Raw genomic sequence first — 24,857 nt, forward strand, 5'->3', positions numbered from 1 at the left:
CACGATGGCAAAGAAATCTCTCTTTGGGTTAGAACCCGCCGGTCCTTTGGACTATCTGCGCAAATGGCCGTTGCTGACGATCATGGCGTTGACCTTTATCTTCCTGTATGTGCCGCTGCTGACCTTGATGGCATTCAGCTTCAACAACAGTCGGCGCAACATCGTCTGGAACGGTTTCTCGCTGAAATATTATGAAAAGCTGTTCCAAAATGACGATTTGATGATCGCGTTCGGGAATTCGCTGACCATCGCATTTGTGTCCACCATCATATCGCTGATCCTGGGCGCAATGGTTGCGATCCTGTTGTGGCGGTTTCGCTTCAGCTTCAAGCCGGTGTATGAAGGCGCCATGGCCCTGCCCATCGTCATCCCCGAAATCTGCATGGGGGTCGCGATGCTGGCGTTTTTCGCGCGGATTGGCTGGCCCAATGATCTGCCCTGGCCGCTCAGCCTGGCCAATATCACGATTGCCCATATCAGCTTCACCTTCCCCTTCGTCGCGGTCATCGTGCGCGCCCGTCTGGCTGGGTTCAATATGGAGGAGGAGGAAGCCGCCCGCGATCTGGGGGCTGGCGATTGGCAGGTCTATCGCGATGTCATCATTCCGCATATGAAGCCTGGATTGGTGGCAGGCGCCTTGCTTGCCTTCACCCTGTCGCTGGACGACTTTGTCATCACCTTCTTCACATCCGGACCGGAGACCGTAACCTTCCCGGTGAAAGTTTATTCCATGGTGCGCTTCTCTGTGACACCAGAGGTCAACGCGGCCTCTACAGTTTTGATTGTGATCACTGTGTTTTTGACGGCAACGGCCATGTGGCTGCAGAACAAAGGGGCCAAAAAGAAATGACCGATACCAGAAAAACCATCATCGGCATTAACGGTATCACCAAGAGATTTGGGTCCGATGTGATAGCCGTCGATAATGTTTCAATCGACATCAAAGAGGGCGAATTCTTTGCCCTGCTGGGTCCCAGCGGCTGTGGCAAGACCACGCTGCTGCGCATGATTGCGGGCTTTGAAATGCCCAGCGAGGGTCAATTGCTGGTCGATGGGCAGGATATGGAAGGCGTGTCCCCGAACAAGCGCCCGGTTAACATGGTGTTCCAGTCCTATGCCGTATTCCCACATATGTCTGTTGCCGACAATGTCGCCTATGGCCTGAAAATGGAAGGTGTCGCCAGCAAAGAGATTGCCGGGCGGGTGGAGGAAGCCCTGGGTCTGGTGCAATTGCCTGGCTATGGTGCGCGTATGCCAGACCAACTCTCCGGCGGTCAGCGTCAGCGTGTCGCCCTGGCCCGTGCCCTGGTGAAGCGTCCAAAGGTACTATTGCTGGACGAGCCGCTATCAGCCCTGGACGCCAAACTGCGCGAAGCCATGCAGCTGGAACTGCGCAACCTGCAGGCCAGTGTTGGTATCACCTTTGTCATGGTGACCCATGATCAGGATGAGGCGCTGAGCATGGCCGACCGGGTTGCCGTAATGGAATCCGGCTGCGTCCGGCAACTGGCTGCACCGCGCGATCTGTACGAATACCCGACCAGCCGTTTCGTGGCAGACTTTATCGGAAAAATGAACCTGTTCCAGGCCCAGGTGAAGTCCTGTAGCGGCGGCGAGGTTTCTGTTTCTGTGGAAGGGATCGGTGACCTGCGCCTGCCCCATGAAGGCGAGGCCAGCGGCGAGATTGGCATAGCTGTACGTCCGGAAAAAACCACGGTCAGCGCAGACAAACCAACCGATACGGAATGTGTCGCCCTGGAAGGAACCGTCTTACAGGTTGCGTATCATGGGGACGAGAACCATGTTCATGTGAAGACAGATGGAGGGCTGACACTTTCAGTCACCCTTCCCAACCACGAACGGACCCTGGTCGCCCCGGCAAAGCCCGGCGACCGGCGCTGGATCAGCTGGCGTCAAAAGGACACGCTGGTTCTGGCAGATTGATGACGGGACACAATGAGTAAAGCCTTCACAAAGGAATCGGAGTCCGAGGACGACGAGGACCTGCCCGACGACGCCCCCGCCCTGCCGCGTGGTGCGAAGAACTATATGACACCCGCAGGCCATAAGCGCCTGCAGGCGGAGCAGCGCCACCTGATCCGCGATGAACGCCCGAAGATTGTCGACATTGTCTCCTGGGCGGCGGGCAATGGGGATCGTTCGGAAAATGGCGATTACATTTATGGCAAAAAGCGCCTGCGGGAAATTGATCGCCGGCTGCGGTTTTTGGGCAAGCGTCTGGAAATCGCCGAAGTCGTCGATCAGCGATTGCAGACCAATCGCGACCAGATCTTCTTTGGGGCCACCGTCACCTATGTGAACCAGCGGGATGAGGAAATCACAATACGCATTGTCGGCGTTGATGAGGCGCGGCTGGAACTGGGCGAAATCAGTTGGATATCCCCCGTCGCCCGTGCCCTGCTGAAGGCCTATGAGGGCGATGTCGTGAAGGTCCAGACCCCCAATGGTGTCGACGAATTGGAAGTCATCAAGATCGCCTATCTGGGCGACACAGAAGACTGATCACGCGATAAAATCTACCAACGCGTCGCGAACCTGATCTGGCACGCGCACTGTTGCCCGCGTCTTGCGATCCACATAGACATGCACGAAATGCCCGATGGCGGCGGGACTGTCTTCGTCATCCCGGAAAAGGGCGATCTGATAGGTGACAGAGGAATTGCCCAGTTTCACCACCCGCATGCCCGCATGAACGGTCTGGGGGAAGGAGATTTCCTTCATGAACTGGCATTTACTTTCAACGACCAGCCCGATGACCGGCGTGTTGACGACATCCAGGCCAGCCTTGCGGATCAGATGGTCATTCACCACCGTATCGAAATAGGAATAATATTCGACATTGTTCACATGACCATAAGGGTCCTGATCCATCCACCGGGTGGGAATCGCCAATAGTGTGGAGAAATCAGCACGGCTGGGCAGGCTGTCTGTCATGCGGCCTGCACCCGTTCTAACAAGGCCATCAGCGCCGAACAGCTATCGGTCGGTGATTCTACCGTCATCATATGACCAATCGCGGGCAGCACCGTCACTTGAGCATCTGCAACCGCATTAATCAGGGGTTGGGCCGCCTTCAAGGGGGTCATTTTATCACTCTGACCCAGCAAGAACTGCGTTGGGCAGGATACTTTGGCGGCGGCATCCATCGCCCCCTTATACTCATTACAAGCCTTCAGATCGGTATACAGCACGCCCGGACCCGTGCGATTAATCAGGGTCACCGCCTGGCTGAGCATCCATACGCCATGGGTGGGATTGCCCCCCCGATGCGCACGGCTGCCATGGCCCCAACTGGCGATAAACTGGGCGGCGGTTAATTCGTTCCGCTGGGCCGCCCCCAACAGGTCAGGATGCACCGGCATTTGCCCCGCAACACCGCACAGCCCTAAACCCGCACAATCCTTGCCCAAGCGCGCGGCCGCTTCCAGCGAGGCCAATGCCCCCATGGAATGACCAATCAGGATGGGGGTTTCAACCTTTGCCGCCGCGATAAAGGCGATCAGAAAGTCGGCCAGGCCTGAGATGCTATCGATCGCCTTACCACCGCTGCGCCCGTGGGCGGGTAGATCAATTGCCAGAACGGATGCGCCGTGGTGGGCCAGATATCGGTTCTGGCCGCCCCAGATGGAATGATCCCCCCCGGCCCCATGGACCAGAATGGCCGTTGGTTTGGATGGGTCAAATGTTGCCCCACCGGTATTGGCGAAAACCGGACCATGGTCCATATCGATAATCATAACGCGTGCCCCCTTTATTCCGCAGCGGCGACTTTATAGGCCCGCCGAAGGGCTTGTTTAAGATCTGCCAGCAAATCGCTTGGGTCTTCCAGGCCGACAGAAACGCGGATCAGATCATCCCCGATCCCAGCGGCGGCCAGTTGTTCCTTCGTCATCTGTTGATGCGTTGTCGATGCCGGATGGAGGACCAAAGATTTGGCGTCCCCAACATTGGCCAGATGGCTGAACAATTCCACTGATTCTATGAATTTCGCACCGGCAACCCGACCGCCCTTAACACCAAATGCCAGCATGCTGCCCGGCCCTTTTGGCAGATATTTCTGGGCGATCTTGTGATCTGGATGGCTTTCCAGGCCTGGATAATTCACCCATTCGACCGCTTCATGTTCAGCCAGGAAATCTGCCACAATACGAGCATTGGCGACATGCTTCTCCATACGCAACGGCAGCGTTTCAATCCCTTGCAACAGATAGAACGCACTGGAGGGACTCAACACCGCGCCGAAGTCTCGCAACCCTTCCGCCCTGGCGCGGGTAATGAATCCAGCCGGGCCATATTCTTCCGCAAAGACAATGCCGTGATAGGCGGCGTAAGGCTCGGTCAGGGTCGGAAATTTCTCCGCCTGGGCGAACCAATCGAAGCGCCCGGCATCAACCAGGGCACCCCCCATGGCAACACCATGCCCCCCCAGCCATTTCGTTGCCGAATGCATGATGATATCCGCACCATGATCAATAGCACGGCACAGATAGGGCGTGTTGAACGTGCCATCGATCATCAGTGGCAGGCCATGGCGATGGGCGACATCGGCCACGGCCTCAATATCCAGAACCTCTAGATTGGGATTGCCCAGAATTTCTGCAAAAACCAACCGAGTTTCAGGCCGGATTGCGGCTTCAAATTCCTCCGGCTTGCGCGGATCGACAAGGGTCGCCGTGATCCCGAACCGGGGCAATGTGTGCAGGAACATGTTGATCGATCCGCCATACAGCGATTTCGATGCAACGATGTGACCGCCCTGGCCCATCAGGGTTGATATTGCCAGAAACAGAGCCGCATGACCGCTGGCCGTTGCAACCGCGCCAACACCACCGTCCAGGGCTGCGATTCGCTCCTCCAGCACCGCAACGGTGGGATTGGATATGCGCGAATAAATGTGCCCAGGGCGCTCCAGATTGAACAAAGCTGCGGCATGATCGGTGCTGTCAAAGACATAAGATGTCGTCTGATAGATCGGCACCGCCCGCGCGCCGGTCACCGGGTCGGGCTGTTGCCCAGCATGCAGGCTCAACGTGTCAAATTTCAGGAAATCCGGTTTCATCCGTATTCCTCCCCCATTGATGGACTGTTGTTACATGCCACAGTAATGCGTTCAGCAAAGACTGGAAAGCATAGGCTGATCGCTCAGATATCACCCCTGATACAGGCAGCAGTAGCCAATACAAAAGAAGGCTGCCGGTGCCCCGACAGCCTTCTTTTGAAATCCCAGCACCCGTGTCGGATTGTTCCGATCTCCCGGTGCCCCCTGTTCAACTTGCCTCACTGGGAAAGGACGGTAGCGGTCCTATTCCATCTGGTCAACAGTCTTATGCGTCAAACGAGGGACAGCGTTTAATTTTTTATACCAAACCGAGAAGAATTCGGGAAAACACCCTTTCAAGGCCCTGGAAAGACTATCTTATCGTGCCGTCCAACCGCCATCGACCGACAGGGAAATCCCGGTGATCTGATCCGCGGAAGGGGAACACAGGAAAACCAGCACACCGCCCAGTTGCTCTGGCGTCACGAAATCCATGGAGGGCTGTTTTTCCGCCAACATATCCGCGGCCGCCTGTTCAACAGTGCAGCCCTTGTCTTTTGCCGTAGCCTCGATCTGGCGTTCAACCAGTTCTGTGCGCACCCAACCCGGATTGATCGCGTTGCAGGTGATCCCTGCCCCCGCCGTCTCCAGCGCGGTTACCTTGGTAAAGCCTACAATGCCATGCTTGGCCGCTACATAGGCGGATTTGAAGGGACTGGCGACCAGACCATGGGCCGACGCCGTGTTGATAATGCGGCCCCAACCGGATTTCCGCATATGCGGCAAGGCCGCCTTGGTGGAATGAAAGGCCGATGTCAGATTGATCGCAATGATCGCATCCCATTTCGCGGTCGGGAAATCCTCAATCTTGCTGACATGCTGGATACCGGCATTGTTGACCAGGATATCGATGCTGCCAAACTTTTTGACCGTCTGTTCAACGGCATCGACGATTTCATCTTCCTTCAGCATATTGGCACCGTGATAGCCGATCTCCTGACCTGTTTCCTTCGCCAAGTCAGCGCGGGTCTTCTCGATCTCATCCGCGTCGCCCAGCCCGTTCAGCATCACATTGGCCCCGGACTGAGCCAACGCCCTGGCCATTGCCAAGCCGATACCACTGGTAGACCCCGTCACAAACGCCGCTTTACCCTTCAGCATAATAGAAACCCTTTCATCAGAGAAAAATTAGTCTGAACGAAACCTAATCATTCCCGGACGGATAACAAGGAAGCAGCCCCTGACGAAACGCCACAGGCTTTAAATGCCAGCATCCAATTAATTTCCTAATGTGTTCTTTTTATAGTTGACATTAAGTTTAGTCTTATTCTATAAGAGAAACAATTAAGGGTTATGTTGCTGGGACAACCTTTATCAAAAGTTAGGATTGGCAGCAGGCACATTGAGGCATAGCAGAATTATACAACCTGGAAGTTAGGATACAGCGTTGAAACACATTTGGTGGGGCGCAGTTGAACCGGACATCACTGTCCGGTTTTATAAACCCCAACAAAAGAACAAAAGTGGGGCAAACACAATGACTGGATTTCCATATGACCCGTTTGAACCACTTGGGTCACAGCTTTTTAACCAGCGCCGGTCGCTGGAAGACGCCGCGAGCAGAATGGGGCCTGCCCGCACCGCGCTCGCGACCGGCGCGCATGGGGGACCTTCCCAACAAGGTGGGGCACAGAGAGATAATCTCCCGCAGCCCTTCACATTGAACGCCCAAATGCGCGCCCGGATTGAGGCTCGCCGTAAGGCGGCGGCTGCGTTGAAGACGCCCATCACCTCACAGTCAAACGCCCCGGATTCAGGTGGATCAGAGAGAGACCGCGTCGATGGCTACATCAAATCACTGATGCAGCGCGACGACTATTGGCAGACAGGCCCCGCCGCAACCACCTTGAAAGACACAGTCCAAAAACTCTGGCAAACCGCCTATCCAAACCCGGCCCGAACAGACGCGACCGGACGCCCCATTCAGGATGAGGAGCCAGCATTATCCTTGGAGCATCTGCTCACCAAGGTTCAAGTTCCTGATACCCAATCCAGCCTGAAACACATGCAAAAGCGCCCAACGGGCAATCGCATTTTAGATCTTCTCATCTCCCCACAGTATCCAGGCGCCCAAAGCCGCAGACCTGGACAGCCGCCGGACTGGGAGCATATTTTCGGACGGCATGAGCCGAATGCACGCGATGGAAAGGCATGGTCTGATTCCAATCAGGAGATTAGAAGCCCACGCGACATTGATCCTGGTATGTACGTTGATCCTGGCCCGTCGACAGCCGTTCCCATGCCAGACGCATCGAATGGCAAGCCGGGCACAGGAGTCTCTCTTGCTCCTCGCTGGCCTTATCGATTTGGCCGATCAGTCATCAACACCAGCGACCCCTCTGCTTCTGAGGGGAGCATGCCCGGCATTGGACACAATTCTGGCGACCAACCTACGCCTACCGGGGCACCCGAAGGCGGTGGAGGTGATTTACCCGAACGATCCGACCAGGAGGACCGATCAGACAAAGGGGCTCAGGGTAGAACCCCGAATCCACACCCTGACGATACATCAATCTCTCCGCCAAAAGCAGATCAATCCGGCGTGCATAGGCAAGATGGCGAAAGTGACGAGGCCTATCGAACGCGCCTGTATGAACAAATATTGGAAAATCTGGAAGACCCTAATGCCGTCAAACAGATCGCAGATGCCTATCAGAATGACTTCTACTCAGACAAAAACTGGTTTCTGAAATTACAGAATATCGGTGCGGATCAAATCTCCAATCTCAAGCCACTGGCAGATCCTGGAGCAGCCGAGAACATCCGCAATGAATTACGCATGCCAAATGGCGAATACCAAACGCCCGACAGCGGTTCGGGTATTGCGCGGAACTATGTGATCAACCAGGACGGCACCATATATCACAGACCGCCCCCAGATACGAAAGCGCATGCTGATGCAGCAGCCCTGAATGCTTTTCAACAATTCGGCCTCGCAGCAGAAAACAATAGCGGCGATTTCCGAAAAGCAACCGAAATGGCAATCGCCGCAGGCGCGGGCTTTGGTGGTATCGGTAACAAAAAAGGGCGGCAGAAATCAGGGAGCCCAAATCAGACTCAACCGGTCGTTAAGGGTAAGACAAGACCCCAGATCCCATCGGTATCCAAAACAGAAAATCCAATGGAAAAAAGAGAGTACGATTCCCTACCGGAAAATGGCAAAGTCGATCCCAAACGTATTCGAACAACGCAGGATACAATTTCAAGGAGATTCCGGGATGGGAAATCATTAGAAGAAACACGCGACGACTTTGCGGCTGGAAAGGCGGATGATATCCCACCAATACGGATATATGAGCGAGATGGCAAAATCTCGACCCTGGACCACCGCCGCCTGATCGCCGCCCGAGAAGCTGGAACAGACATTCGATACCGAAAGGCTACGCCCAGCGAAGTATCAGAAGACTTTCCAACTAAAAATACGACACTTGATGACGGGCGATCTGTGCAAATCATCAACAACAATTACATCTACCGACGCAACAAGCGGAGTTCAAAAAATGAATGAAGAAGATCGTTTGGCATTAAGTTCCAAATTCCAAAAGCAGCAAGAAGCCGTATCCAATCATGAGGAACTCTCAGACTTCCTTGCGGATCTTTTAGAAGCCTATGATGAAGGGTTTTTTGAAGAGCAGAGCGTAACGGACTATCTGGGTGGGATGGTCGCGCTATTGGCGGCGATGAACAGCTGGGCTAGGAATGTAGGTTACGGACCTGGGGCTCCAGAGCAGCCCGATTGGCGTTGGATGGCCCGTCTCTTAAGAGCCGCATTTCACCACAGTTGAGGTGAGCCGATAGGTACTGCGAAAAATTGAGAAATGATAAAACCTGAAGAAGATATATTTTATTCAAAATAGAGACTTCGGGCAATTCATTCTAGCGCGCCTCTCTCCACATTAGAATAAATTGGCGGTTTCATAAATGAAGGCCCTGGCTCATCGCCGCCCGAGAAGCTGGAAAAGACCTACGATACCGAAAGGCAACTGCAGCGGAGGTAGAGGACAATCGTTGGAAAACACGAACAAAAAATCACGGTATGAATATTCGGATCAGGGCAAACGACCCTTTAGATTATTAATAGAAAGGAGCATCTTATGAGCAACACAGATGCGACCCCTAATCAAAAAATCGCAAGGGATGCTGAGTTGGTTACTTCACATGAAGATTTGGCGGATTGTATTAATAAGCTGTTAGATGCTTATAACCGCGGCCTTTTTGAAGAGCAGGGCGTCATTGATTATCTGGAGGGAATGGAGGGAGTGACCCGCGCCTTAGACAGTTGGGCGCGTAACGTTGGGTACGGTTCAGGTGCGCCCGAACAGCCCGACTGGCGATGGGTCGCGCGTCTGCTCCATGCTGCGTTCTATAATAGCTAAGATGAAATAGCGGGCATCAGCCAGAATCGGGAAATCATGATACCAGCAAACAGTATTTTTCATACCCAAAACAGGGACTTTGGGTGCTCGTGCATAAAGATGATGAAATTGTTGATACCAGTAAAACCAGCGATAATTTCCGGTTAATTCACTAAAGTGTTCAACAGCTAGAGCCTTTGTCCATCCAAATATCAATTCTGTTTTCTAGATGGAGGTCATTCCCGTACAGATCCAAAGGGGATAGATTCATTTTCGCTGTCCTTAACTGGCTCTCTACATCGATCCCCAATGCCTCTGCGACCCTGTACCAAATATAAGCGTTTTCCCATCCACCAGGAACGCCGTCTAGGCCTTCTTTAAAACTGATTTCAGCCATGGTCATGACTGCTGGCAGAAAGTGGCATCTTGCTGGCCGCATAAGCATATAATCGGCATCCCTGCGCGCCTCTTCCCCAAAACGCCCAGCGTATAGCAAAATTCCATATCGATACTGTATCTCATAATTTTTGACCGATAGTACTGAAAACCATTTTGACGCAATCTTTGGTCGGGACCCCAGCAAGCGACCGTCTGGCAGGATCAAAGCCCCGTCCAGCAAATGGTATGCAAACAGGACTTTCTTCTCTTCTGTATCAACCTGCCGGGCAAACCAACCATCCCACTCGCGCACATAGTCTGGTACTTGGCGGCCGTTCAGAAACTGCGTCCATGCCGTGGTCACACTGGTTTGGTAGGGCGTGAAGGCCAGCATTGCCTCATCAATGAGGTCTTTGGCTCGTTCGATATCAGCGTCAACGCCATAGCCAAACCAATATCGCCACCCCAACAGCAGCGTTGCACGTGGGTCTTTCTGATCGTGACCGGCCTCAATCAACCGAAGGGAAAGTTCGGGATTAAAAGGCAGGCACAGCCCCCGCTCCAGCAACTCTATCGCCAACCGCCGCTTCTTGGGATCCATTGTCACAGAAATAGAGTCTTCTGGGACGGCGTCGAGTAAGGGACCGCAATCCCCCCAATAGGCCTTTTGCAGCGCAATGACATCTTCGATGGAACCAGCAATGTCTTTCGTGTGTTCCGACTGTTCTGGAAGACGCGGCATTTCATCCGCCAAGATCGGGGTCGCGATCGCACTTAGAATGAAAACACTCAAGGCGATAAATGTATTTAAACCCGGCATATTCATCACATCCACCCCTCAAGCACCACCACAACCATAGTATGTGTACCCATGGCGTTTTCACAACAGTTTCGTAAGATGGACTCAAAAAATCAGCGTTGCTGAATCAAGAGTATGACTTAGACACATTTTCGAGGCGATCTCGGGACGGGAAATCATTGGAAGAAACACGCGACGACTTTGCGGCTGGCAAGGCCGATGATATCCCACCAATTCGGATATATGAGCGAGATGGCAAAATCTCGACCCTGGACCACCGCCGCCTGATCGCCGCCCGAGAAGCCGGAACAGACATTCGCTACCGAAAGGCTACGCCGGAGGAGATTCGAAATGGTCTACGCAGAAAAAAGACAACTCTCAGTGATGGTGAGAGTATTGCTATTAAGAAACCAAGAAAATAACTGAAAGATAGAAAGTCATGACACCGGAAGAAAGAAACAAAATACAATCTAAATTAGACTCTATGGAGTTATCAGTAAGCAATCATCATCAATTGGCTGAATTTATAGAAGAGCTCCTGGAGGCTTATGAAGACGGTTATTTTGAAGAGCAGGAAATCACCGAGTATTTAGGTGGATTATGGGGCCTGACACGGGCGTTGGATAGCTGGCTTCGAAATACAGGAGTCGCGGATGGCGCACCCGAGCAGCCAAACTGGAGCCTGATCGCAAATCTTCTGCACTCTGCCTTCTACCACAGCTAGGAAATGCACTCGACTTAGAACTTGGCCTGTACCGGGCGGACCATTGATTCATTGATATATGAGGCGTGGACACCCTCAATTTAGAACGTCTCTTCTAGTAAACCTCTGTTGCGAACTCCAAGATTCAGGCCTCGCCTATATACCGTTTTGTTGGAAGGACGGCAAAATCTCGACCCTGGACCACCGCCGCCTGATCGCCGCCCGAGAAGCCGGAACAGAAATACGCTACCGAAAGGCTACGCCGGAGGAAATCCGTGGAAGTATTGGATGGAAACGAACAAGACTGAATGACGGAACTTCAATTTCCATCAAAAATGACAATCATGATAAATAAGGAAATAGATCATGACACCAGACGAAGAAGAATTCATTAAGGAAAAACTGAAACGATTGACAGAGTCAGTCCAGACCCATCACGACCTTGCGAACTTCATTGCTGAGCTATTGCACGCTTATGAGAACGGATATTTTGAAGAACAAGATGTAGTAGAATATCTTAATGGTTTTTGGGGCCTGACTCGTGCCCTGGACAGTTGGTCGCGCAATGTTGGTTACGGGTCAGAGGCTCCTGAACAGCCAGACTGGCGCTGGGTCGCCCGCCTGCTTCATGGGGCTTTCCACCACAGTTGAGTTGGACGATGGTCATGCACTATTCTTAACAGCTAGACAATTTTTCCATTCTGTGATCGAACATGTTTTTCAAATAAGGATCATTCCCGTACAGATCCAAAGGGGATAGATTCATTTTCGCTGTTCTTAACTGGCTCTTTACATCGATCCCCAATGCCTCTGCGACCCTGTACCAAGTATAGGCGCTTTCCCACCCACCGGCGACACCATCTCGACCCTTCTTAAGATTGATTTCAGCCAAGGCCATGACAGCCTGCGGATGATGGCAGTACGCTGCCATCAGAATCGTAGCGTCACCTTTCCCTTGCTCTTTTTCACCAAAGCGCCCAGCGTATTGCAACAACCCGTATCGATACTGAATTTCGGGATTTTTGACCGCCAACACTGAAAACCATTTTGACGCAATCTCTGGTCGGGAGCCCAGCAAGCGACCGTCTGGCAGGATCAACGCCCCGTCCAGCAAATGGTATGCAAACAGGACTTTCTTCTCTTCTGTGTCGACCTGCCGGACAAACCAACCGTCCCACTCATGAACATAATTCGGTACCTGGCGGCCGTTCAGGAACACCGTCCAAGCCTTAGTCACCCTGGTTTGGTAGGACGTGAAGGCCAGCATTGCCTCATCAATTAGGTCTTTCGCCCGTTCGATATCAGTTTCCACGCCATAGCCAAACCAATATCGCCACCCCAACAGCAGCGTTGCACGTGGGTCTTTCTGATCGTGACCGGCCTCAATCAACCGAAGGGAAAGTTCGGGATTAAAAGGCAGGCACAGCCCCCGCTCCAGCAACTCAATCGCCAACCGCCGCTTATTCGGCTCCATTGTCGCAGACAGCGAATCTTCGGGGATAGCTTCCAGCAAGGGACCGCAATCCCCCCAATAGGCCTTTTGCAGCGCAATGGCATCTTCGGTGGTACCAGCAATGAATTTCGTGTATTCCGACTCTTCTGGAAAACGCGGCATTTCATCCGCCAAGATCGGGGTCGCGATCGTGCTCAAAAGGAAAGCACCCAAGGCGATAAATCTATTTAAACCCCTCATATCCATCACATCCACCCCTCAAGCACCACCACAACCATAGTATGTGTTCTTGTGGCGTTTTCACAACAGTTTCGTTGGATGGAGAAAGATGAAATTCGTTACGTTGGATCGGCTTTCACTCCCTAAATCCGCACCACCTGTTTGCCAAAATTCTGGGATGTCAGGAGGTTCAGGAAGGCCTGGGGCATGGCGTCTATGCCATCCCGGATATCGGTCTTGAAGGTCAGCTTGCCCGCCTTCTCCCATGCCGCCAATTGTTCACGGGCCGCGTCGAATTTGTCCAGATGGTCGAAGATCAGGAAACCCTCCATCCGGGCACGGGCGACCAGTATTTTGCGCAGGAACCGCTCGCCCATATCCGGCTGTTCGAACTGACCGGCCAGGCTGATGGTACCGCAGATAATGATCCGCGCGTTCTGGGCCAGATTGTTCATTACCGCATCGTGGATCGGCCCCGCTGTATTGTCGAAAAAGACATCCACCCCTTTGGGGCAGGCCTGTTTTATTGCGGCGGCCAAGTCATCCTCTGTGCGATAGTTGATGCCGGCGTCAAAGCCCAGCTTAGCGCACCAGTCCAGCTTTTCCTGACTGCTGGCAACGGCGATGGCGCGCGCGCCCCGGATCTTCGCAATCTGGCCGACGACCTGCCCCACCGCGCCGGATGCCGCAGAGACCAGAACCGTCTCTCCGGGTTTCACATCCCCGATCAAATCCAGGGCAATCAATGCGGTCACGCCTGGCATACCGAGGTAACTGAGATAGGCATGTTCGGGCCCCAGGGACGGATCAACGCGGGTCAAGCCATCGCCAGGGACGGCGGCATATTCCCGCCAGCCGAATTTGATGGTTTCGAACAGATCGCCGGGCTTCCAATCGGGGTGATTGCTTTCCACCACTTCGGCAACGGCAGCGCCATGCATTGCCTCCCCAATGGCGACACCCCCTGCGTAATTCGCCTGGGCAGAAATACGCCCGCGCATATAGGGGTCCACCGACAGCCAGCGCGCCTTGCCCAAAACCTCTCCCTCTGCTGCTCTGGGGATGTCGTTTGTCTCCATTCGGAACGTATCCAGCGTGGGCATGCCGTCCGGGTGGTGATCCAGAATCCAGGTCTTGTTGTCAGTGGTCATGAAGGCCTCTCTTTCCGCATCATTGGCGGTGAATTTTAACGCTTTCCAAAAGGTTTAACCGCAAAGGGCGCAAAGTTCACGCGAAGCACGCCAAGGGGTTTCTCTAAAGCCAAACTCATTATCTCCGCGCCCTTAGCGCCTCCTTTGCGTCCTTGGCGGTTTCACACCTCTTAAGATTTAAAGAAGCTTTCCGCAGCGCCGCGGGCTGACTTCTTCGCATCAATTTTTGTCCGCACCCGTGCGATTTCCGTTTCCAGTTCAGCGATATAGTCTTCCAAAGCCTCAATGCTCATCATATCCAGGTCCAGGGGTTGGATGCCTTTGGGCTTTGGTTTCTCTTCTTCGTCAAACATCTCTACAGGCTCCCTTGCAGCGTCTTACGACGACTGTCAGTATTGCGGTCACACGCGTCCACAGCAACCCCCCGAAAGGAGTTCTCATGTCCCTTCCCGCCCATATGCAGGCTGTCGAAATCACCACCCATGGCGGGCCAGAGGTTCTGAAACTGGCGGAAGTCGAAACGCCACAACCGCGCGCCGGAGAAGTTCTGATAAGAGTGCGTGCGGCGGGGGTGAACCGTCCAGATGTGTCCCAGCGGGCGGGCGCATACCCGCCGCCGCCCGATGCGTCCCCTCTGCCCGGCCTGGAAATCGCCGGAGAGATCGTGGCCTTGGGTGAGGGCGTCACGGCCTGGAGCATTGGCGACGAAATCTGTGCCCTGACACCCGGTGGCGGCTATGCGCAATATTGCCGTGTGCCCGCCGGGCATTGTCTGCGCTTACCCCAGGGCTATGATATGATCCGCGCGGCAGCCCTGCCGGAAACCTTCTTCACCGTCTATTACAACATCTTCATGCGCGCCAAACTGACTGCGGGCGAACGCCTGTTGGTGCATGGTGGATCCAGCGGTATCGGCACGACCGCCATTCAATTGGCCAAGGCCTATGGTGCCCAGGTTGCGATCACTGCAGGCAGCAATGAGAAATGCCAGACCTGCCTGGAACTGGGGGCCGATCTGGCGATCAATTACAAAGAAGGCGATTGGGCAGAACAGGCCGCCGCCTGGACCAAGGATATGACCGGCGGCCCCGGCCTGGATGTCATTCTGGACATGGTGGGGGGACCCTATATCAATCCCGGCCTGAAACTGCTGCGACGCGACGGGCGATACAATTTCATCGCCTTCCTGAAAGGACCAAAGGCGGAGGTTGATTTCTCCAAAATCCTGATGAACCGCCTGACCGTTCTGGGGGCAACATTGCGGCCCCAAACCATTGCTGAAAAGACCACGATTGCCGAAAATCTGGCCCGGGATGTTTGGCCCCTGTTGGATTCCGGTAAAGTGGCCCCTGTGATCCATAAGACTTTCCCCCTGAAAGACGCCGCTGAGGCCCACAGGCTGATGGAAACCTCCAGCCATATTGGCAAGATCATGATGCAGGTAGATTGATACGGATAAAATTTATAGAACGGTCATTCCAGAAAACGGGCCACTCATAAACCATCCCCGTCTTATTCTATCGCATGGGATTGGAATATCGGGTTACAGCCATTTCTTATATTTGAAGAAAAGATACGGCAGGATGGCAGACAGAACCATCGCGCCAAAGGCGATAGGATAGCCAAAGGGTGAGTCCAGCTCTGGCATATATTTGAAGTTCATCCCATAGAAGGAGGCGATCAGAGTTGGCGGCAGGAACACGACGGACGCCACCGATAGAATCTTTATAATGCCATTCTGCTCTATATTAATCATCCCCAGTGTCGCATCCAACAGGAAGGTAATCTTCTGGGACATAAAGCCTGAGTAATCTGCCAGGGAACGAATATCCCTGGATAAGGTTTTAACCCGTTCCTTAAGCTCCTTCGTGACCTTTCGCTGCCCCAATGCATGTCCCAAAAACCCCACAAGCCGCTCCATCGTCGCCAGACAGTCCCGAATATCCGACGTCAGATCACCAGACAGTCCGATTTCTCGCAGCAAATGCTGGAAGTCCTTGCTTCTTAATGGGGAGCGCGATCCTGTTGCAGGATATCACGGGAAATTTTATCCAGATCGCGCGCGCCATGTTCAAGAATATCGGCCAGGCGATCCACCACCGCTTCCAGCAACGCGATAAGGGCAGACTCACCCGATGTGCAGCCCATGGCGGCTTTCTCGGCATGAATCGCGAAGGTGAAGAAAGAGCGCGGCTCATGATAGCGCACCGTCACGAGACGATGGTCCAACAAGATAAAGGTGACTGGCGCCAGGATTGGATTATCGCCTTCCACCTGGGACGGAAGCGTTGCGGTCATAAAAGCCGCATTGTCTTCGAAATACAGGCGGGAGGATATCTCGATCTCCTCCATATCCTCTCGCGTTGGCAATGTAATTCCCAGCCGGCGCCCCAGCATCAACTCTTCATCCAGGGTCGGGTGCAACAGATCGAACCAGATTACCTGGTCCATATGCTCCATTGGGGAGTCGATACTGACCAATCGACCCTTCTCGCTGACATACCCTTTGATCATGCCCGCCCCCTCCCAAAGAACAGCCTAAAACGTCGCCTCAAGCTCGTCGATGAAGCCTTCGATTACACTCAGTCCCAGTTTCCAGAAATTGGGATCGCTGGCATCCAGACCAAATGGCGCCAGAAGCTCCTTGTGACCCAGTGTTCCACCGGCAGACAGCATATCCATGTATTTCTGCTGGAAGCCATCTGGTTCTGCCTCATATTTCGCATACAGCGCATTCACCAGACAATCCCCAAAGGCGTACGCGTACACATAGAAGGGCGAGTGGATAAAGTGTGGGATATAGGCCCAATAGTGCCGATAATGCTCATCGAACCGGAACACATCGCCCAGACTGTCATGGGTGACTTGCATCCACAATTCGCCCAAGCGTTCTGCGGTTAACTCGCCTTCTTTCCGCTCGTCATGAACCAGGCGTTCAAACTCACAAAATGCGATTTGGCGCACGACCGTGTTGATCATATCTTCGATTTTAGAGGCCAGAACCGCACGACGTGCTATCGGATCCTTGGTTGCCGCCAGCATGCTCTTGAAGGTCAGCATTTCCCCAAATACCGATGCCGTTTCCGCCAGGGTCAAGGGCGTGTCGGCCAAAAGATGCCCCTGCTTGCCCGCCAGGACCTGATGCACACCATGCCCAAGCTCATGGGCCAGGGTCATGATATCGCGGGATTTGCCCTGAAAGTTCAACAGCAGATAGGGATGCGCAGAGGGCACAGTCGGATGGGCAAAGGCCCCGCCTGATTTTCCCTGGCGTGGGGGAACATCAATCCAGTCATTATCAAAAAACTTCTGTCCCACGCCGGCCATATCGGGGGAGAAACTGCCATAGGCCTCCATCACGATATGTTTGGCATCCTCCCAGGAGAAGGTACGATCATCATCGGCAGGCGGCGGGGCCATGCGGTCCCAATAGTCCAGCGTTTCCTGGCCCAACCATTTGGCCTTCAACCGGTAATAGCGATGGGACAGGTCTGGATACTTCTCCCGTACCGCCTGAATCAGCGCATCCACCACCGTGTCTTCGACATGGTTAGACAAATTGCGCGAAGAGATGGGGCGATCAAAGCCGCGCCATTTATCCTCAACCGCCTTGTCCTTGGCCAGGGTATTGGTGATCAGCGAGAAGGTGGAAATATTCTCCGACAGCACCCGGCCCATGGATTGGCTGGCCTCTTTTCGAGTTTTGCTGTCGCGATCCTGCATTTTGTGCAGGATTTCCGTCATGGTCAGTGATTGGTCCCGAAAGGGGAAGCGCAGGCCGGCCATTGTCTCGTCAAACAACCGCATCCAGGCTGCCGATCCAGCAACGCTTTTATCCAATAACAGACGTTCAAGTTCATCTGATAACTGATAGGGACGATAGAGGCGAACCGACTCCAGCCACGGCTTATACCGGGTCAGGGACGTGCTTTCGGACAGCTTTTTAGCGAATCCTTCATCATCCAACTTATTCAGTTCCAGAGTGAAAAACAGCAGATGGCTGTTAATTTCCGTCGCCTTTTCCCGCATTGTCTGAGAGAATTTGCCGATTTCTGGATCACTGACATCCCCTGCATGCAACAATTGCGAATAGCTGAGAATACGGGACAGGATTTCATCAATGGCCTCAAACTCAACCACCGCCTGGGCCAGTCCATCACCCGATAAGTCGTTGAGAGCGCCGGAATATTGCGTTTCAAACGCTTGCGCCCGGTTCAAGGCATCGGATAAGTCCTGTTTCAACGCGCCGGAATCAGGCGAGGAATAAAGGTCACTTAAATCCCAAACCGGCAAGTCGGATGAAATATGCGTATCTGGCATGATGCTTGTCTCCTTTGATTTCATCCGTATCTATGTCTGTAGGGTCGTTTGAACAAGGCGATATGATAATTCGTCCCAGACCCAATTGAATAAGCCCACTTGAAACAGGGAACGCTAAAACAGGGGAATGCAAGGCGATGCTGGCGTATGAGTCCATACCAAACCTACCAACATTATTTTTCGAACGCGCGTCAAAATTTAAAGACACTCCCTTTCTGTGGGCAAAATCTGACGGTCGATGGCGTCCCTCCACCTGGAAGCAGGTCGCAGAGAGGGTAACAAAATTCGCCTACGGTCTGAAGCAATTGGGCGTGAAACCAGGCGACCGGGTCCTGATCGTATCCGAAAACCGTCCCGAATGGATGATTACGGATCTGGCCATAATGGCAATCGGGGCGGTCGCTGTTCCCGCCTATACAACAAACACGGTCAGCAATCACCGGCATATCATTCAGGATTCCGGCGCAACCCTTGCCATTTGTTCCCTGGCCCCCCTGTCGCAACGCGTCATGCAGGCAGCGGAAGGGTCGGACCTGAAGACCCTGATCACCATGGAATGGCCGGGGTCCGTGCCGCAAGGTCTGAAACTGCATGGCTGGGACGATGTGTTGGGCATGGCGGAACGGGCCAAAGACAGCACACCCGCCACCTTGGCGCAGGATGCCCAAGCCATCAAACGCGATACAATGGCGGCGATCATTTATACCTCTGGGACCAGCGCGGAACCAACTGGCGTCATGCTGAGCCACGGCAACATGCTGTGCAATGTGATGGGGGCAGAGGAATTTTTGCATACCCTGCCCGGCCTGAAAGAAGGCGAAGAGGTCTTCCTGTCCTTTTTACCGCTAAGCCATTCTTATGAACATACGGTAGGCCAATTTGTTCCCATCTCTATCGGCGCACAGGTCTATTATGCGGAAAGCATCGATAAGCTGGCGCAGAATATCATCGAGGTACAGCCAACCATCATGACCGCCGTCCCGCGCCTGTATGAAAACATGCGCGCGAAGATCCTGCGGGGTGCGGCCGCAGTCGGGGGAACGAAGGAAAAATTCTTGTTACGCGCTGTCGAGCTGGGCAGCAAAAGATATGAAGACCCAGACTCCCTGACCCTGATGGAGAAGATCCAGGATGCCGCCCTGTCCTTCCTGGTGCGCCGCAAGGTCAAACAGCGCTTTGGGGGACGGTTGAAGGCCTTTGTCTCCGGCGGCGCGCCGTTGAATTACGATGTGGGTCTGTTCTTTCTGGGCCTGGGCCTGCGCATTCTGCAAGGCTATGGCCAGACAGAAAGCGCGCCTGTCGTTTCGGTCAATCGGGTGGAAATGAATGACCTGACAACCGTCGGCCCCCCCTTGATGGGGGTTGAGGTCAAGATTGCAGATGATGGTGAAATCCTAGTGCGGGGTGAATTGGTCATGCTGGGCTATTGGAATGACCCGAATCGCACGGCCGAAACGATCAAGGATGGCTGGCTGCATACCGGGGATATCGGGGAATTGGATTCGAAAGGCCGCATCCGCATCACCGATCGCAAAAAGGATATCATCGTGAATTCAGGCGGGGATAACATTTCCCCCCAGCGCATCGAAGGGGTCATCGCCCTGCAACCCGAAATCGGGCAAGTCATGGTCTATGGCGACAAGCGCCCCCATATCGTCGCCCTGATCGTACCGGATACCGAATGGGTGAAGGATTGGCGCAAGAATAACCAAAAAGGCAGCGGTGGCGATTGGCAATCCCTTCTGGACGACGCCGCATTTGAGAAAGCCGTTCGGGCCGCCGTTGATCGGTCCAATGCAGAGTTGAGCATTATCGAAAAGGTCCGCCGCATTCTGATTGCAGAAGAACCATTCAGTGTTGAAAATGGGATGCTGACGCCCTCGATGAAGAGCCGCCGTCACATCATTAAACAAAGCTATCAGGACCGCCTGGAAGCACTGTATGGAAAGGGTTAAGCGTGATGGAACTTTATGGCGTCTACCTGTCACCCTATACGCGCCGTGTCGCAATTGCGCTGAATTTGCTGGACATGCCCTATACGCATAACGCCGTACGGGTATTTGAAAGACCAGACGTGGTGCGGGAACATAACCCTTTGGCGCGGGTTCCGACCCTGGTGCTGGAGGATGGCAGTGCGCTGATCGAAAGCGGGGCCATCCTGGATGAGATCGACCAAATGGCAGGACCCGGTCGCGCCTTAACGCCGCCCAGCGGTCCCAGCCGACGTGCCGTCCTGCAAATCGCGGCGCTGGGCGTTGGTGTTATGGAAAAGGCGCAATGGGCCTTCTATGAAACCCGTTTCCATCCGGAAGAAAAAGTCCACCAGCCCTGGATCGACCACAATGACGCACAGGTTATCGCCGGATTGGAGCATCTAAATGGCCTTGCCAAAGCCGCAGGCGATGGATGGATGGCGGGAACACAGGCGATCAGCCAGGCCGATATCAGTGTTGCCGTCGCCCACAGCTTCGCAAAAAAGGTTCGACCCGCCTTGACGCTTAATGTCCCCGATCTGGACAAATTCACCACACGCTGCGAGGCACTGCCCGCCTTTCAGGAAACCGCGCTATAGCCTGAAGGTTTACGGCATATCACCTTACCCTTTGCTAATACTGTGAGTCGGCCTAACTAAGAGGGTCCATTCGAAAGGAACCTCCTTGACCGCCGACTCCCTAAATCTGGAAATTCTCCGAGTAACGCCACCGGAAGGCGTTGCGCGCAAACCTGTGCCGCTGGTTTTTCTGCATGGTGCTTTCGCGGGCGCCTGGTGCTGGATCGAACGCTTCCTGCCCTATTATGCCGCCCATGGTTATACCTGCTATGCGCCCTCCTTTCGGGGGCATGGCGGCAGCGGCGGGCAACAGGATATCAACAGGTTCGGGATATCTGACTATATCAAGGACCTTGCCTCCGTGGTGGAAGATCTGGACCGGCCGCCTGTTCTGATCGGACATTCCATGGGCGGTTTCGTTGCGATGAAATATGCGGAAGATCATAACATTGCCGGATTGGCGCTGTTATCTTCTGTCCCGCCCGCAGGCCTGATCGGCCCGTCGATGAGCCTGGCAATGTGGAACCCGATGCTGATGTTGGATATCGGCCGGGTGCAGTCTGGTAGGCCCGACGCCATGACCATGGACAGCCTGCGCCAGGCCCTGTTTTCAAAACATGTGCCAGCGTCCCTGATAAAGAAGTATCTGCCAATGATGGGGGGTGAATCCTCCCGCGCTGTGGCGGAAATGCATGGCCTGATCCAGGTGCGACCGGACCGATTAACAGGTCGGATGCCCATTCTTGTTCTGGGGGCGGAAGATGATGGCCTGATCCCCCCGCCTTTCATTCGGTCCACAGCCCGCTTACTGGGCGAAACAGCCCATATTCTGCCACGCACCGGCCATGGCATCATGCTGGACGACGCCTGGCAAACCGCCGCAGACACCCTTGCCCAATGGCTGACTGAACACGATATGTGATAGGAACGGTCTTTTTGGGCAATCCAGCACCGACAGCGGCACGTAGAAGAGACACTATGTCAGATTCCTATAACGACGATACATCCTTCACCGGGCAGGTGCGCCGTGCGGCCCAGGTGGGCGGCGCGATGGCCGGGCTGGGCGCGCGCCTGGCAGGATCGCGTTATCTGGGTTTGAAGCTGGATAAGGATAAACATGCCGGCCAATTGAAGATGGCAATCGGCGGGCTGAAGGGGCCGCTGATGAAAGTGGCACAAATCCTGTCCACCATTCCAGATGCTCTGCCAAAAGAATATGCGGAAGAGTTGCGACAGTTACAGACCAATGCGCCCGCGATGGGATGGCCCTTTGTCCGCCGTCGCATGGCGACAGAATTGGGACCGGGCTGGACCAAACGCTTTACAGAGTTCAAAAAAGAGGCCGCCCATGCAGCTTCTCTAGGCCAAGTACATCGCGCCACCTTGGACGATGGAAAGCGGCTGGCCTGCAAACTGCAATATCCCGATATGGCCTCAGCCATCGATTCTGATCTGAAACAGTTGAAGCTGATCTTTTCGATCTATGAGCGCTATGACAAGGCGATCTCTACCAAGCGCATCTATGAGGAATTGTCGGAGCGTCTGCGCGAAGAACTGGACTATGAGCGCGAGGCCAAGGCGATGTTGCTGTATCAACATATGCTGGCCAATGAGTCCCGTGTGCGGGTACCAGATCCCGTGTCCGATCTGTCGACCAAGCGGCTTTTGACGATGACCTGGCTGGATGGCAGCCCGCTGATGACCTATCGCGATGCACCCCTGGAAACCCGCAATGAGATCGCACTGTCGATGTTCCGCGCCTGGTATGTCCCCTTCTATGACTATGGCGTCATTCATGGCGACCCGCATATGGGCAATTACGCGGTTCAAGACGACGGGCGCAGCATCAATCTGCTGGATTTCGGCTGTATCCGGATCTTCCCGCCAAGCTTTGTAACCGGTGTGATCGACCTGTACCGCGCCTTGCGGGACGATGATATGGATCTGGCCGTCCATGCCTATGAATCCTGGGGGTTTCAGAATATCTCAAAGGAATTGCTGGAAGTCCTGAATGTCTGGGCCCGTTTCCTGTATCGCCCCCTGATGGAAGACAAGGTGCAAAAAATCCAGGAAACCGACAACGGCCAATACGGGGCGCAAGTCGCCGGAAAGGTTCAGAAGGAATTGTCGCGCCTGGGTGGGGTTCAGCCCCCCCGCGAATTCGTACTGGTCGACCGCGCCGCAATTGGCCTGGGGTCCGTCTTCATGCATTTGAAGGCTGAAGTGAACTGGCACCGACAGTTTCATGAATTGATCGACGGCTTCGATGCCGCAAAATTGGAACAGCGGCAGGCCGCCGCCCTTGAGAAAGTCGGGCTGGTTGCCTAGGGACAGTTACAGTCGCATTAAAGAAAGTTTGCACCCGCCCCCCTTTTCTTTTGCCCAGACTGTTCCATATCGGTAACGTCGAGAGCATAAATACTGATTGCGGATCGTGCCCCAACGAACCTGAAAGGGATCGAGGGGCGTGTGTTGGGATGTGGAAACGGGGGATAACCCATGAAAATTGCGGTATTGAAGGAGCGACGCGACGGTGAAAAGCGCGTTGCGGCCTCGCCCGATAGTGTTGCGAAATTCATTTCGCTTGGCTGCTCCGTGACCGTAGAAACCGGTGCGGGCGATGCTGCCTCAATCCTGGATGGTGCCTTTAAAGAGGCCGGCGCAACCATCGCCAAAACTCCGGCTGATACGGTCAAAGGGGCTGATCTTGTTTTGAAGATCGCCCGGCCGCTGGAATCAGAGATTAAACTGTTTTCCAAAGGACAGGCGCTGGCCTGCCACGCTTATGCCCTGACAGAGGGCGATACCGTCAAGGCCCTGAACGATCAGGGCGTTACCCTGTTTGCAATGGAACTGGTGCCGCGCATTACCCGCGCCCAATCCATGGATATCCTGTCCAGTCAGGCAAACATGTCGGGCTATAAGGCCGTTCTGGATGCCTTGGAGTATTATGGTCGCGCCTTACCGATGATGTCTACGGCAGCGGGCCGCGTGAACCCGGCCAATGTGTTCATCATGGGGGTCGGCGTTGCGGGCCTGCAAGCCATCGCGACCGCCAAACGCCTGGGCGCAATTGTGCATGCGACCGATGTGCGCCCCGCAACGAAGGAGCAAGTTGAAAGCCTGGGCGGGAAATTCCTGGCGGTTGAGAATGAAGAATTCCAACAGGCACAGTCCGATGGCGGTTATGCCAAAGAAATGTCTGACGATTACAAGCGCCAGCAGGCTGAACTGATCGCCGAGAAAATCCAGAAAATGGATATTGTCATCACAACCGCCCTGATTCCGGGTCGGCCAGCCCCTGTTCTGGTGACGGAAGATCATGTTAAATCAATGAAGCCCGGTTCTGTGATCGTCGACCTGGCCGTAGAAGCGGGCGGGAACTGTCCGTTGAGCGAATACGGCAAGGTGGTGACAAAGCACGATGTGACCCTGATCGGGCATGCCAATGTACCCAGCCGTCTGGCCGAAACGACCAGCCAGCTTTTTGCGCGCAATCTTCTGAACTTCCTGACGCCCATGATCGACAAAGATACCGGAAAGATGAAGATCGACCGGGAAGATGCGGTCATTCAGGGCACCCTGGTCTGTATGGATGGGGAAATTGTTCAGGACCGCGTGAAAGAAGCGCTGGGCAGTGGATCATCCAAGCAGGCCGCGCCTAAAAAAGCCGCTGCGAAGAAGGCGTCCAAGAAATCTGGGCCAAAGAAGACAGGACCCAAAAAAGCCGGCGCGAAAAAAGCCGCTGCAAAAAAGGCGCCTGCTGAAACACAAGAGGCGGCAGCCCCGGCACAGACGCCCGCCAATGA

General features: G+C 54.2%; 25 protein-coding genes and 1 pseudogene. 15 read left to right on the forward strand and 11 right to left on the reverse strand.

What is annotated here, in order from left to right:
• Positions 1-4: 4 nt before the first annotated feature.
• The 3 genes from ACOSDM_RS12220 to greB are packed head-to-tail and all read left to right on the forward strand — an operon-like array spanning position 5 to position 2,523.
• Positions 5-850: an ABC transporter permease gene (locus ACOSDM_RS12220; RefSeq protein WP_420724813.1), complete on the forward strand. Its 846-nt coding sequence runs from the start codon at positions 5-7 to the stop codon at positions 848-850.
• Positions 847-1,944, forward strand: a complete 1,098-nt coding sequence (locus ACOSDM_RS12225; protein ID WP_420724814.1) for an ABC transporter ATP-binding protein — start codon at positions 847-849, stop codon at positions 1,942-1,944. The genes ACOSDM_RS12220 and ACOSDM_RS12225 overlap by 4 nt, the downstream gene beginning before the upstream one ends.
• Before the next feature lie 12 nt (positions 1,945-1,956).
• A complete protein-coding gene (gene greB, locus ACOSDM_RS12230; RefSeq protein ID WP_420724815.1) occupies positions 1,957-2,523 on the forward strand; it encodes a transcription elongation factor GreB in 567 nt (188 codons plus the stop codon).
• Here greB and ACOSDM_RS12235 read toward each other — a convergent pair whose 3' ends face one another.
• The 4 genes from ACOSDM_RS12235 to ACOSDM_RS12250 all read right to left on the reverse strand — a co-directional run bounded on the left by ACOSDM_RS12235 (position 2,524) and on the right by ACOSDM_RS12250 (position 6,220).
• Positions 2,524-2,955 (reverse strand): acyl-CoA thioesterase, encoded by a 432-nt coding sequence (locus ACOSDM_RS12235; RefSeq protein WP_420724816.1) that lies wholly within the window; start codon positions 2,953-2,955, stop codon positions 2,524-2,526. It lies immediately after the preceding gene.
• Positions 2,952-3,758: an alpha/beta fold hydrolase gene (locus ACOSDM_RS12240; protein WP_420724817.1), complete on the reverse strand. Its 807-nt coding sequence runs from the start codon at positions 3,756-3,758 to the stop codon at positions 2,952-2,954. Before ACOSDM_RS12240 ends, ACOSDM_RS12235 begins: the two co-directional genes overlap by 4 nt.
• A gap of 14 nt (positions 3,759-3,772) precedes the next feature.
• Positions 3,773-5,080 (reverse strand): O-acetylhomoserine aminocarboxypropyltransferase, encoded by a 1,308-nt coding sequence (locus ACOSDM_RS12245; protein WP_420724818.1) that lies wholly within the window; start codon positions 5,078-5,080, stop codon positions 3,773-3,775.
• 357 nt (positions 5,081-5,437) lie between these two features.
• Positions 5,438-6,220, reverse strand: a complete 783-nt coding sequence (locus tag ACOSDM_RS12250) for a 3-hydroxybutyrate dehydrogenase (protein WP_420724819.1) — start codon at positions 6,218-6,220, stop codon at positions 5,438-5,440.
• A 1,138-nt stretch (positions 6,221-7,358) separates the two neighbouring features.
• Here ACOSDM_RS12250 and ACOSDM_RS12255 point away from each other — a divergent pair.
• The 3 genes from ACOSDM_RS12255 (at position 7,359) to ACOSDM_RS12265 (ending at position 9,495) form a co-directional block, all read left to right on the forward strand.
• The gene (locus ACOSDM_RS12255) at positions 7,359-8,627 is read left to right on the forward strand and encodes a hypothetical protein (protein ID WP_420724820.1); all 1,269 of its coding nucleotides are present in this window, start codon (positions 7,359-7,361) and stop codon (positions 8,625-8,627) included.
• A complete protein-coding gene (locus ACOSDM_RS12260) occupies positions 8,620-8,904 on the forward strand; it encodes a DUF7660 family protein (RefSeq protein ID WP_420724821.1) in 285 nt (94 codons plus the stop codon). Before ACOSDM_RS12255 ends, ACOSDM_RS12260 begins: the two co-directional genes overlap by 8 nt.
• Before the next feature lie 309 nt (positions 8,905-9,213).
• Entirely contained in the window at positions 9,214-9,495 is a 282-nt protein-coding gene (locus tag ACOSDM_RS12265) for a DUF7660 family protein (protein WP_420724822.1), read from the forward strand.
• 160 nt (positions 9,496-9,655) lie between these two features.
• Here ACOSDM_RS12265 and ACOSDM_RS12270 read toward each other — a convergent pair whose 3' ends face one another.
• Positions 9,656-10,672: a hypothetical protein gene (locus ACOSDM_RS12270; protein WP_420724823.1), complete on the reverse strand. Its 1,017-nt coding sequence runs from the start codon at positions 10,670-10,672 to the stop codon at positions 9,656-9,658.
• Positions 10,673-10,830: 158 nt separating this feature from the next.
• Between ACOSDM_RS12270 and ACOSDM_RS12275 the strand changes: the two genes are divergently transcribed.
• The 3 genes from ACOSDM_RS12275 (at position 10,831) to ACOSDM_RS12285 (ending at position 12,005) form a co-directional block, all read left to right on the forward strand.
• Positions 10,831-11,073 carry a hypothetical protein gene (locus tag ACOSDM_RS12275; RefSeq protein WP_420724824.1) on the forward strand — a complete coding sequence of 81 codons (243 nt, stop codon included), beginning with the start codon at positions 10,831-10,833 and terminating at the stop codon, positions 11,071-11,073.
• A 17-nt stretch (positions 11,074-11,090) separates the two neighbouring features.
• Positions 11,091-11,375, forward strand: coding sequence for a DUF7660 family protein (locus tag ACOSDM_RS12280; RefSeq protein WP_420724825.1), 285 nt, complete (start codon positions 11,091-11,093; stop codon positions 11,373-11,375).
• A 345-nt stretch (positions 11,376-11,720) separates the two neighbouring features.
• Positions 11,721-12,005 (forward strand): DUF7660 family protein, encoded by a 285-nt coding sequence (locus ACOSDM_RS12285; protein WP_420724826.1) that lies wholly within the window; start codon positions 11,721-11,723, stop codon positions 12,003-12,005.
• 25 nt (positions 12,006-12,030) lie between these two features.
• Here ACOSDM_RS12285 and ACOSDM_RS12290 read toward each other — a convergent pair whose 3' ends face one another.
• From ACOSDM_RS12290 to ACOSDM_RS12300, 3 genes are all read right to left on the reverse strand, one after another.
• Positions 12,031-13,005: a hypothetical protein gene (locus tag ACOSDM_RS12290; protein WP_420724827.1), complete on the reverse strand. Its 975-nt coding sequence runs from the start codon at positions 13,003-13,005 to the stop codon at positions 12,031-12,033.
• A gap of 164 nt (positions 13,006-13,169) precedes the next feature.
• Positions 13,170-14,177, reverse strand: a complete 1,008-nt coding sequence (locus ACOSDM_RS12295) for an NADP-dependent oxidoreductase (protein ID WP_420724828.1) — start codon at positions 14,175-14,177, stop codon at positions 13,170-13,172.
• Positions 14,178-14,347: 170 nt separating this feature from the next.
• A complete protein-coding gene (locus tag ACOSDM_RS12300; RefSeq protein WP_420724829.1) occupies positions 14,348-14,530 on the reverse strand; it encodes a DUF1192 domain-containing protein in 183 nt (60 codons plus the stop codon).
• Positions 14,531-14,616: 86 nt separating this feature from the next.
• Between ACOSDM_RS12300 and ACOSDM_RS12305 the strand changes: the two genes are divergently transcribed.
• On the forward strand, positions 14,617-15,627 hold the full coding sequence (locus ACOSDM_RS12305; protein ID WP_420724830.1) for an NAD(P)H-quinone oxidoreductase: 1,011 nt from the start codon (positions 14,617-14,619) through the stop codon (positions 15,625-15,627).
• Positions 15,628-15,720: 93 nt separating this feature from the next.
• Here ACOSDM_RS12305 and ACOSDM_RS12310 read toward each other — a convergent pair whose 3' ends face one another.
• The 3 genes from ACOSDM_RS12310 to ACOSDM_RS12320 are packed head-to-tail and all read right to left on the reverse strand — an operon-like array spanning position 15,721 to position 18,497.
• Positions 15,721-16,161: a CorA family divalent cation transporter gene (locus ACOSDM_RS12310; RefSeq protein ID WP_420724831.1), complete on the reverse strand. Its 441-nt coding sequence runs from the start codon at positions 16,159-16,161 to the stop codon at positions 15,721-15,723.
• Positions 16,162-16,181: 20 nt separating this feature from the next.
• Complete coding sequence (locus ACOSDM_RS12315; protein ID WP_420724832.1) at positions 16,182-16,691, reverse strand: CorA family divalent cation transporter; 510 nt, start codon at positions 16,689-16,691, stop codon at positions 16,182-16,184.
• Positions 16,692-16,715: 24 nt separating this feature from the next.
• A complete protein-coding gene (locus ACOSDM_RS12320) occupies positions 16,716-18,497 on the reverse strand; it encodes a M3 family oligoendopeptidase (RefSeq protein ID WP_420724833.1) in 1,782 nt (593 codons plus the stop codon).
• 137 nt (positions 18,498-18,634) lie between these two features.
• On the opposite strand from ACOSDM_RS12320, the gene ACOSDM_RS12325 reads away from it, so the two are divergent.
• The 5 genes and pseudogenes from ACOSDM_RS12325 to ACOSDM_RS12345 form a co-directional block, all read left to right on the forward strand.
• Positions 18,635-20,452: an AMP-dependent synthetase/ligase gene (locus ACOSDM_RS12325; protein ID WP_420724834.1), complete on the forward strand. Its 1,818-nt coding sequence runs from the start codon at positions 18,635-18,637 to the stop codon at positions 20,450-20,452.
• A gap of 5 nt (positions 20,453-20,457) precedes the next feature.
• Complete coding sequence (locus ACOSDM_RS12330) at positions 20,458-21,069, forward strand: glutathione S-transferase family protein (protein WP_420724835.1); 612 nt, start codon at positions 20,458-20,460, stop codon at positions 21,067-21,069.
• A gap of 85 nt (positions 21,070-21,154) precedes the next feature.
• On the forward strand, positions 21,155-21,970 hold the full coding sequence (locus tag ACOSDM_RS12335) for an alpha/beta hydrolase (protein WP_420724836.1): 816 nt from the start codon (positions 21,155-21,157) through the stop codon (positions 21,968-21,970).
• Positions 21,971-22,026: 56 nt separating this feature from the next.
• Positions 22,027-23,376, forward strand: coding sequence for an ABC1 kinase family protein (locus ACOSDM_RS12340; RefSeq protein WP_420724837.1), 1,350 nt, complete (start codon positions 22,027-22,029; stop codon positions 23,374-23,376).
• Positions 23,377-23,547: 171 nt separating this feature from the next.
• A pseudogene (locus tag ACOSDM_RS12345) lies at positions 23,548-24,771 on the forward strand (Re/Si-specific NAD(P)(+) transhydrogenase subunit alpha); the annotation flags it as partial.
• Between the last annotated feature and the right edge of the window lie 86 nt (positions 24,772-24,857).

Source organism: Hwanghaeella sp. LZ110 (assembly GCF_048892525.1).
Lineage (GTDB): Bacteria > Pseudomonadota > Alphaproteobacteria > UBA8366 > Aestuariispiraceae > Pacificispira.

Coding starts and splice junctions, on each gene's coding strand:
- ACOSDM_RS12300 (WP_420724829.1), bottom strand. CDS start 14,530: ATGTTTGACGAAGAAGAGAAACCAAAGCCCAAAGGCATCCAACCCCTG.
- ACOSDM_RS12305 (WP_420724830.1), top strand. CDS start 14,617: ATGTCCCTTCCCGCCCATATGCAGGCTGTCGAAATCACCACCCATGGC.
- ACOSDM_RS12320 (WP_420724833.1), bottom strand. CDS start 18,497: ATGCCAGATACGCATATTTCATCCGACTTGCCGGTTTGGGATTTAAGT.
- ACOSDM_RS12340 (WP_420724837.1), top strand. CDS start 22,027: ATGTCAGATTCCTATAACGACGATACATCCTTCACCGGGCAGGTGCGC.
- ACOSDM_RS12260 (WP_420724821.1), top strand. CDS start 8,620: ATGAATGAAGAAGATCGTTTGGCATTAAGTTCCAAATTCCAAAAGCAG.
- ACOSDM_RS12270 (WP_420724823.1), bottom strand. CDS start 10,672: ATGCCGGGTTTAAATACATTTATCGCCTTGAGTGTTTTCATTCTAAGT.
- ACOSDM_RS12295 (WP_420724828.1), bottom strand. CDS start 14,177: ATGACCACTGACAACAAGACCTGGATTCTGGATCACCACCCGGACGGC.
- ACOSDM_RS12255 (WP_420724820.1), top strand. CDS start 7,359: ATGCCAGACGCATCGAATGGCAAGCCGGGCACAGGAGTCTCTCTTGCT.
- ACOSDM_RS12330 (WP_420724835.1), top strand. CDS start 20,458: ATGGAACTTTATGGCGTCTACCTGTCACCCTATACGCGCCGTGTCGCA.
- ACOSDM_RS12225 (WP_420724814.1), top strand. CDS start 847: ATGACCGATACCAGAAAAACCATCATCGGCATTAACGGTATCACCAAG.
- greB (WP_420724815.1), top strand. CDS start 1,957: ATGAGTAAAGCCTTCACAAAGGAATCGGAGTCCGAGGACGACGAGGAC.
- ACOSDM_RS12265 (WP_420724822.1), top strand. CDS start 9,214: ATGAGCAACACAGATGCGACCCCTAATCAAAAAATCGCAAGGGATGCT.
- ACOSDM_RS12220 (WP_420724813.1), top strand. CDS start 5: ATGGCAAAGAAATCTCTCTTTGGGTTAGAACCCGCCGGTCCTTTGGAC.
- ACOSDM_RS12245 (WP_420724818.1), bottom strand. CDS start 5,080: ATGAAACCGGATTTCCTGAAATTTGACACGTTGAGCCTGCATGCTGGG.
- ACOSDM_RS12250 (WP_420724819.1), bottom strand. CDS start 6,220: ATGCTGAAGGGTAAAGCGGCGTTTGTGACGGGGTCTACCAGTGGTATC.
- ACOSDM_RS12235 (WP_420724816.1), bottom strand. CDS start 2,955: ATGACAGACAGCCTGCCCAGCCGTGCTGATTTCTCCACACTATTGGCG.
- ACOSDM_RS12280 (WP_420724825.1), top strand. CDS start 11,091: ATGACACCGGAAGAAAGAAACAAAATACAATCTAAATTAGACTCTATG.
- ACOSDM_RS12325 (WP_420724834.1), top strand. CDS start 18,635: ATGCTGGCGTATGAGTCCATACCAAACCTACCAACATTATTTTTCGAA.
- ACOSDM_RS12315 (WP_420724832.1), bottom strand. CDS start 16,691: ATGATCAAAGGGTATGTCAGCGAGAAGGGTCGATTGGTCAGTATCGAC.
- ACOSDM_RS12285 (WP_420724826.1), top strand. CDS start 11,721: ATGACACCAGACGAAGAAGAATTCATTAAGGAAAAACTGAAACGATTG.
- ACOSDM_RS12240 (WP_420724817.1), bottom strand. CDS start 3,758: ATGATTATCGATATGGACCATGGTCCGGTTTTCGCCAATACCGGTGGG.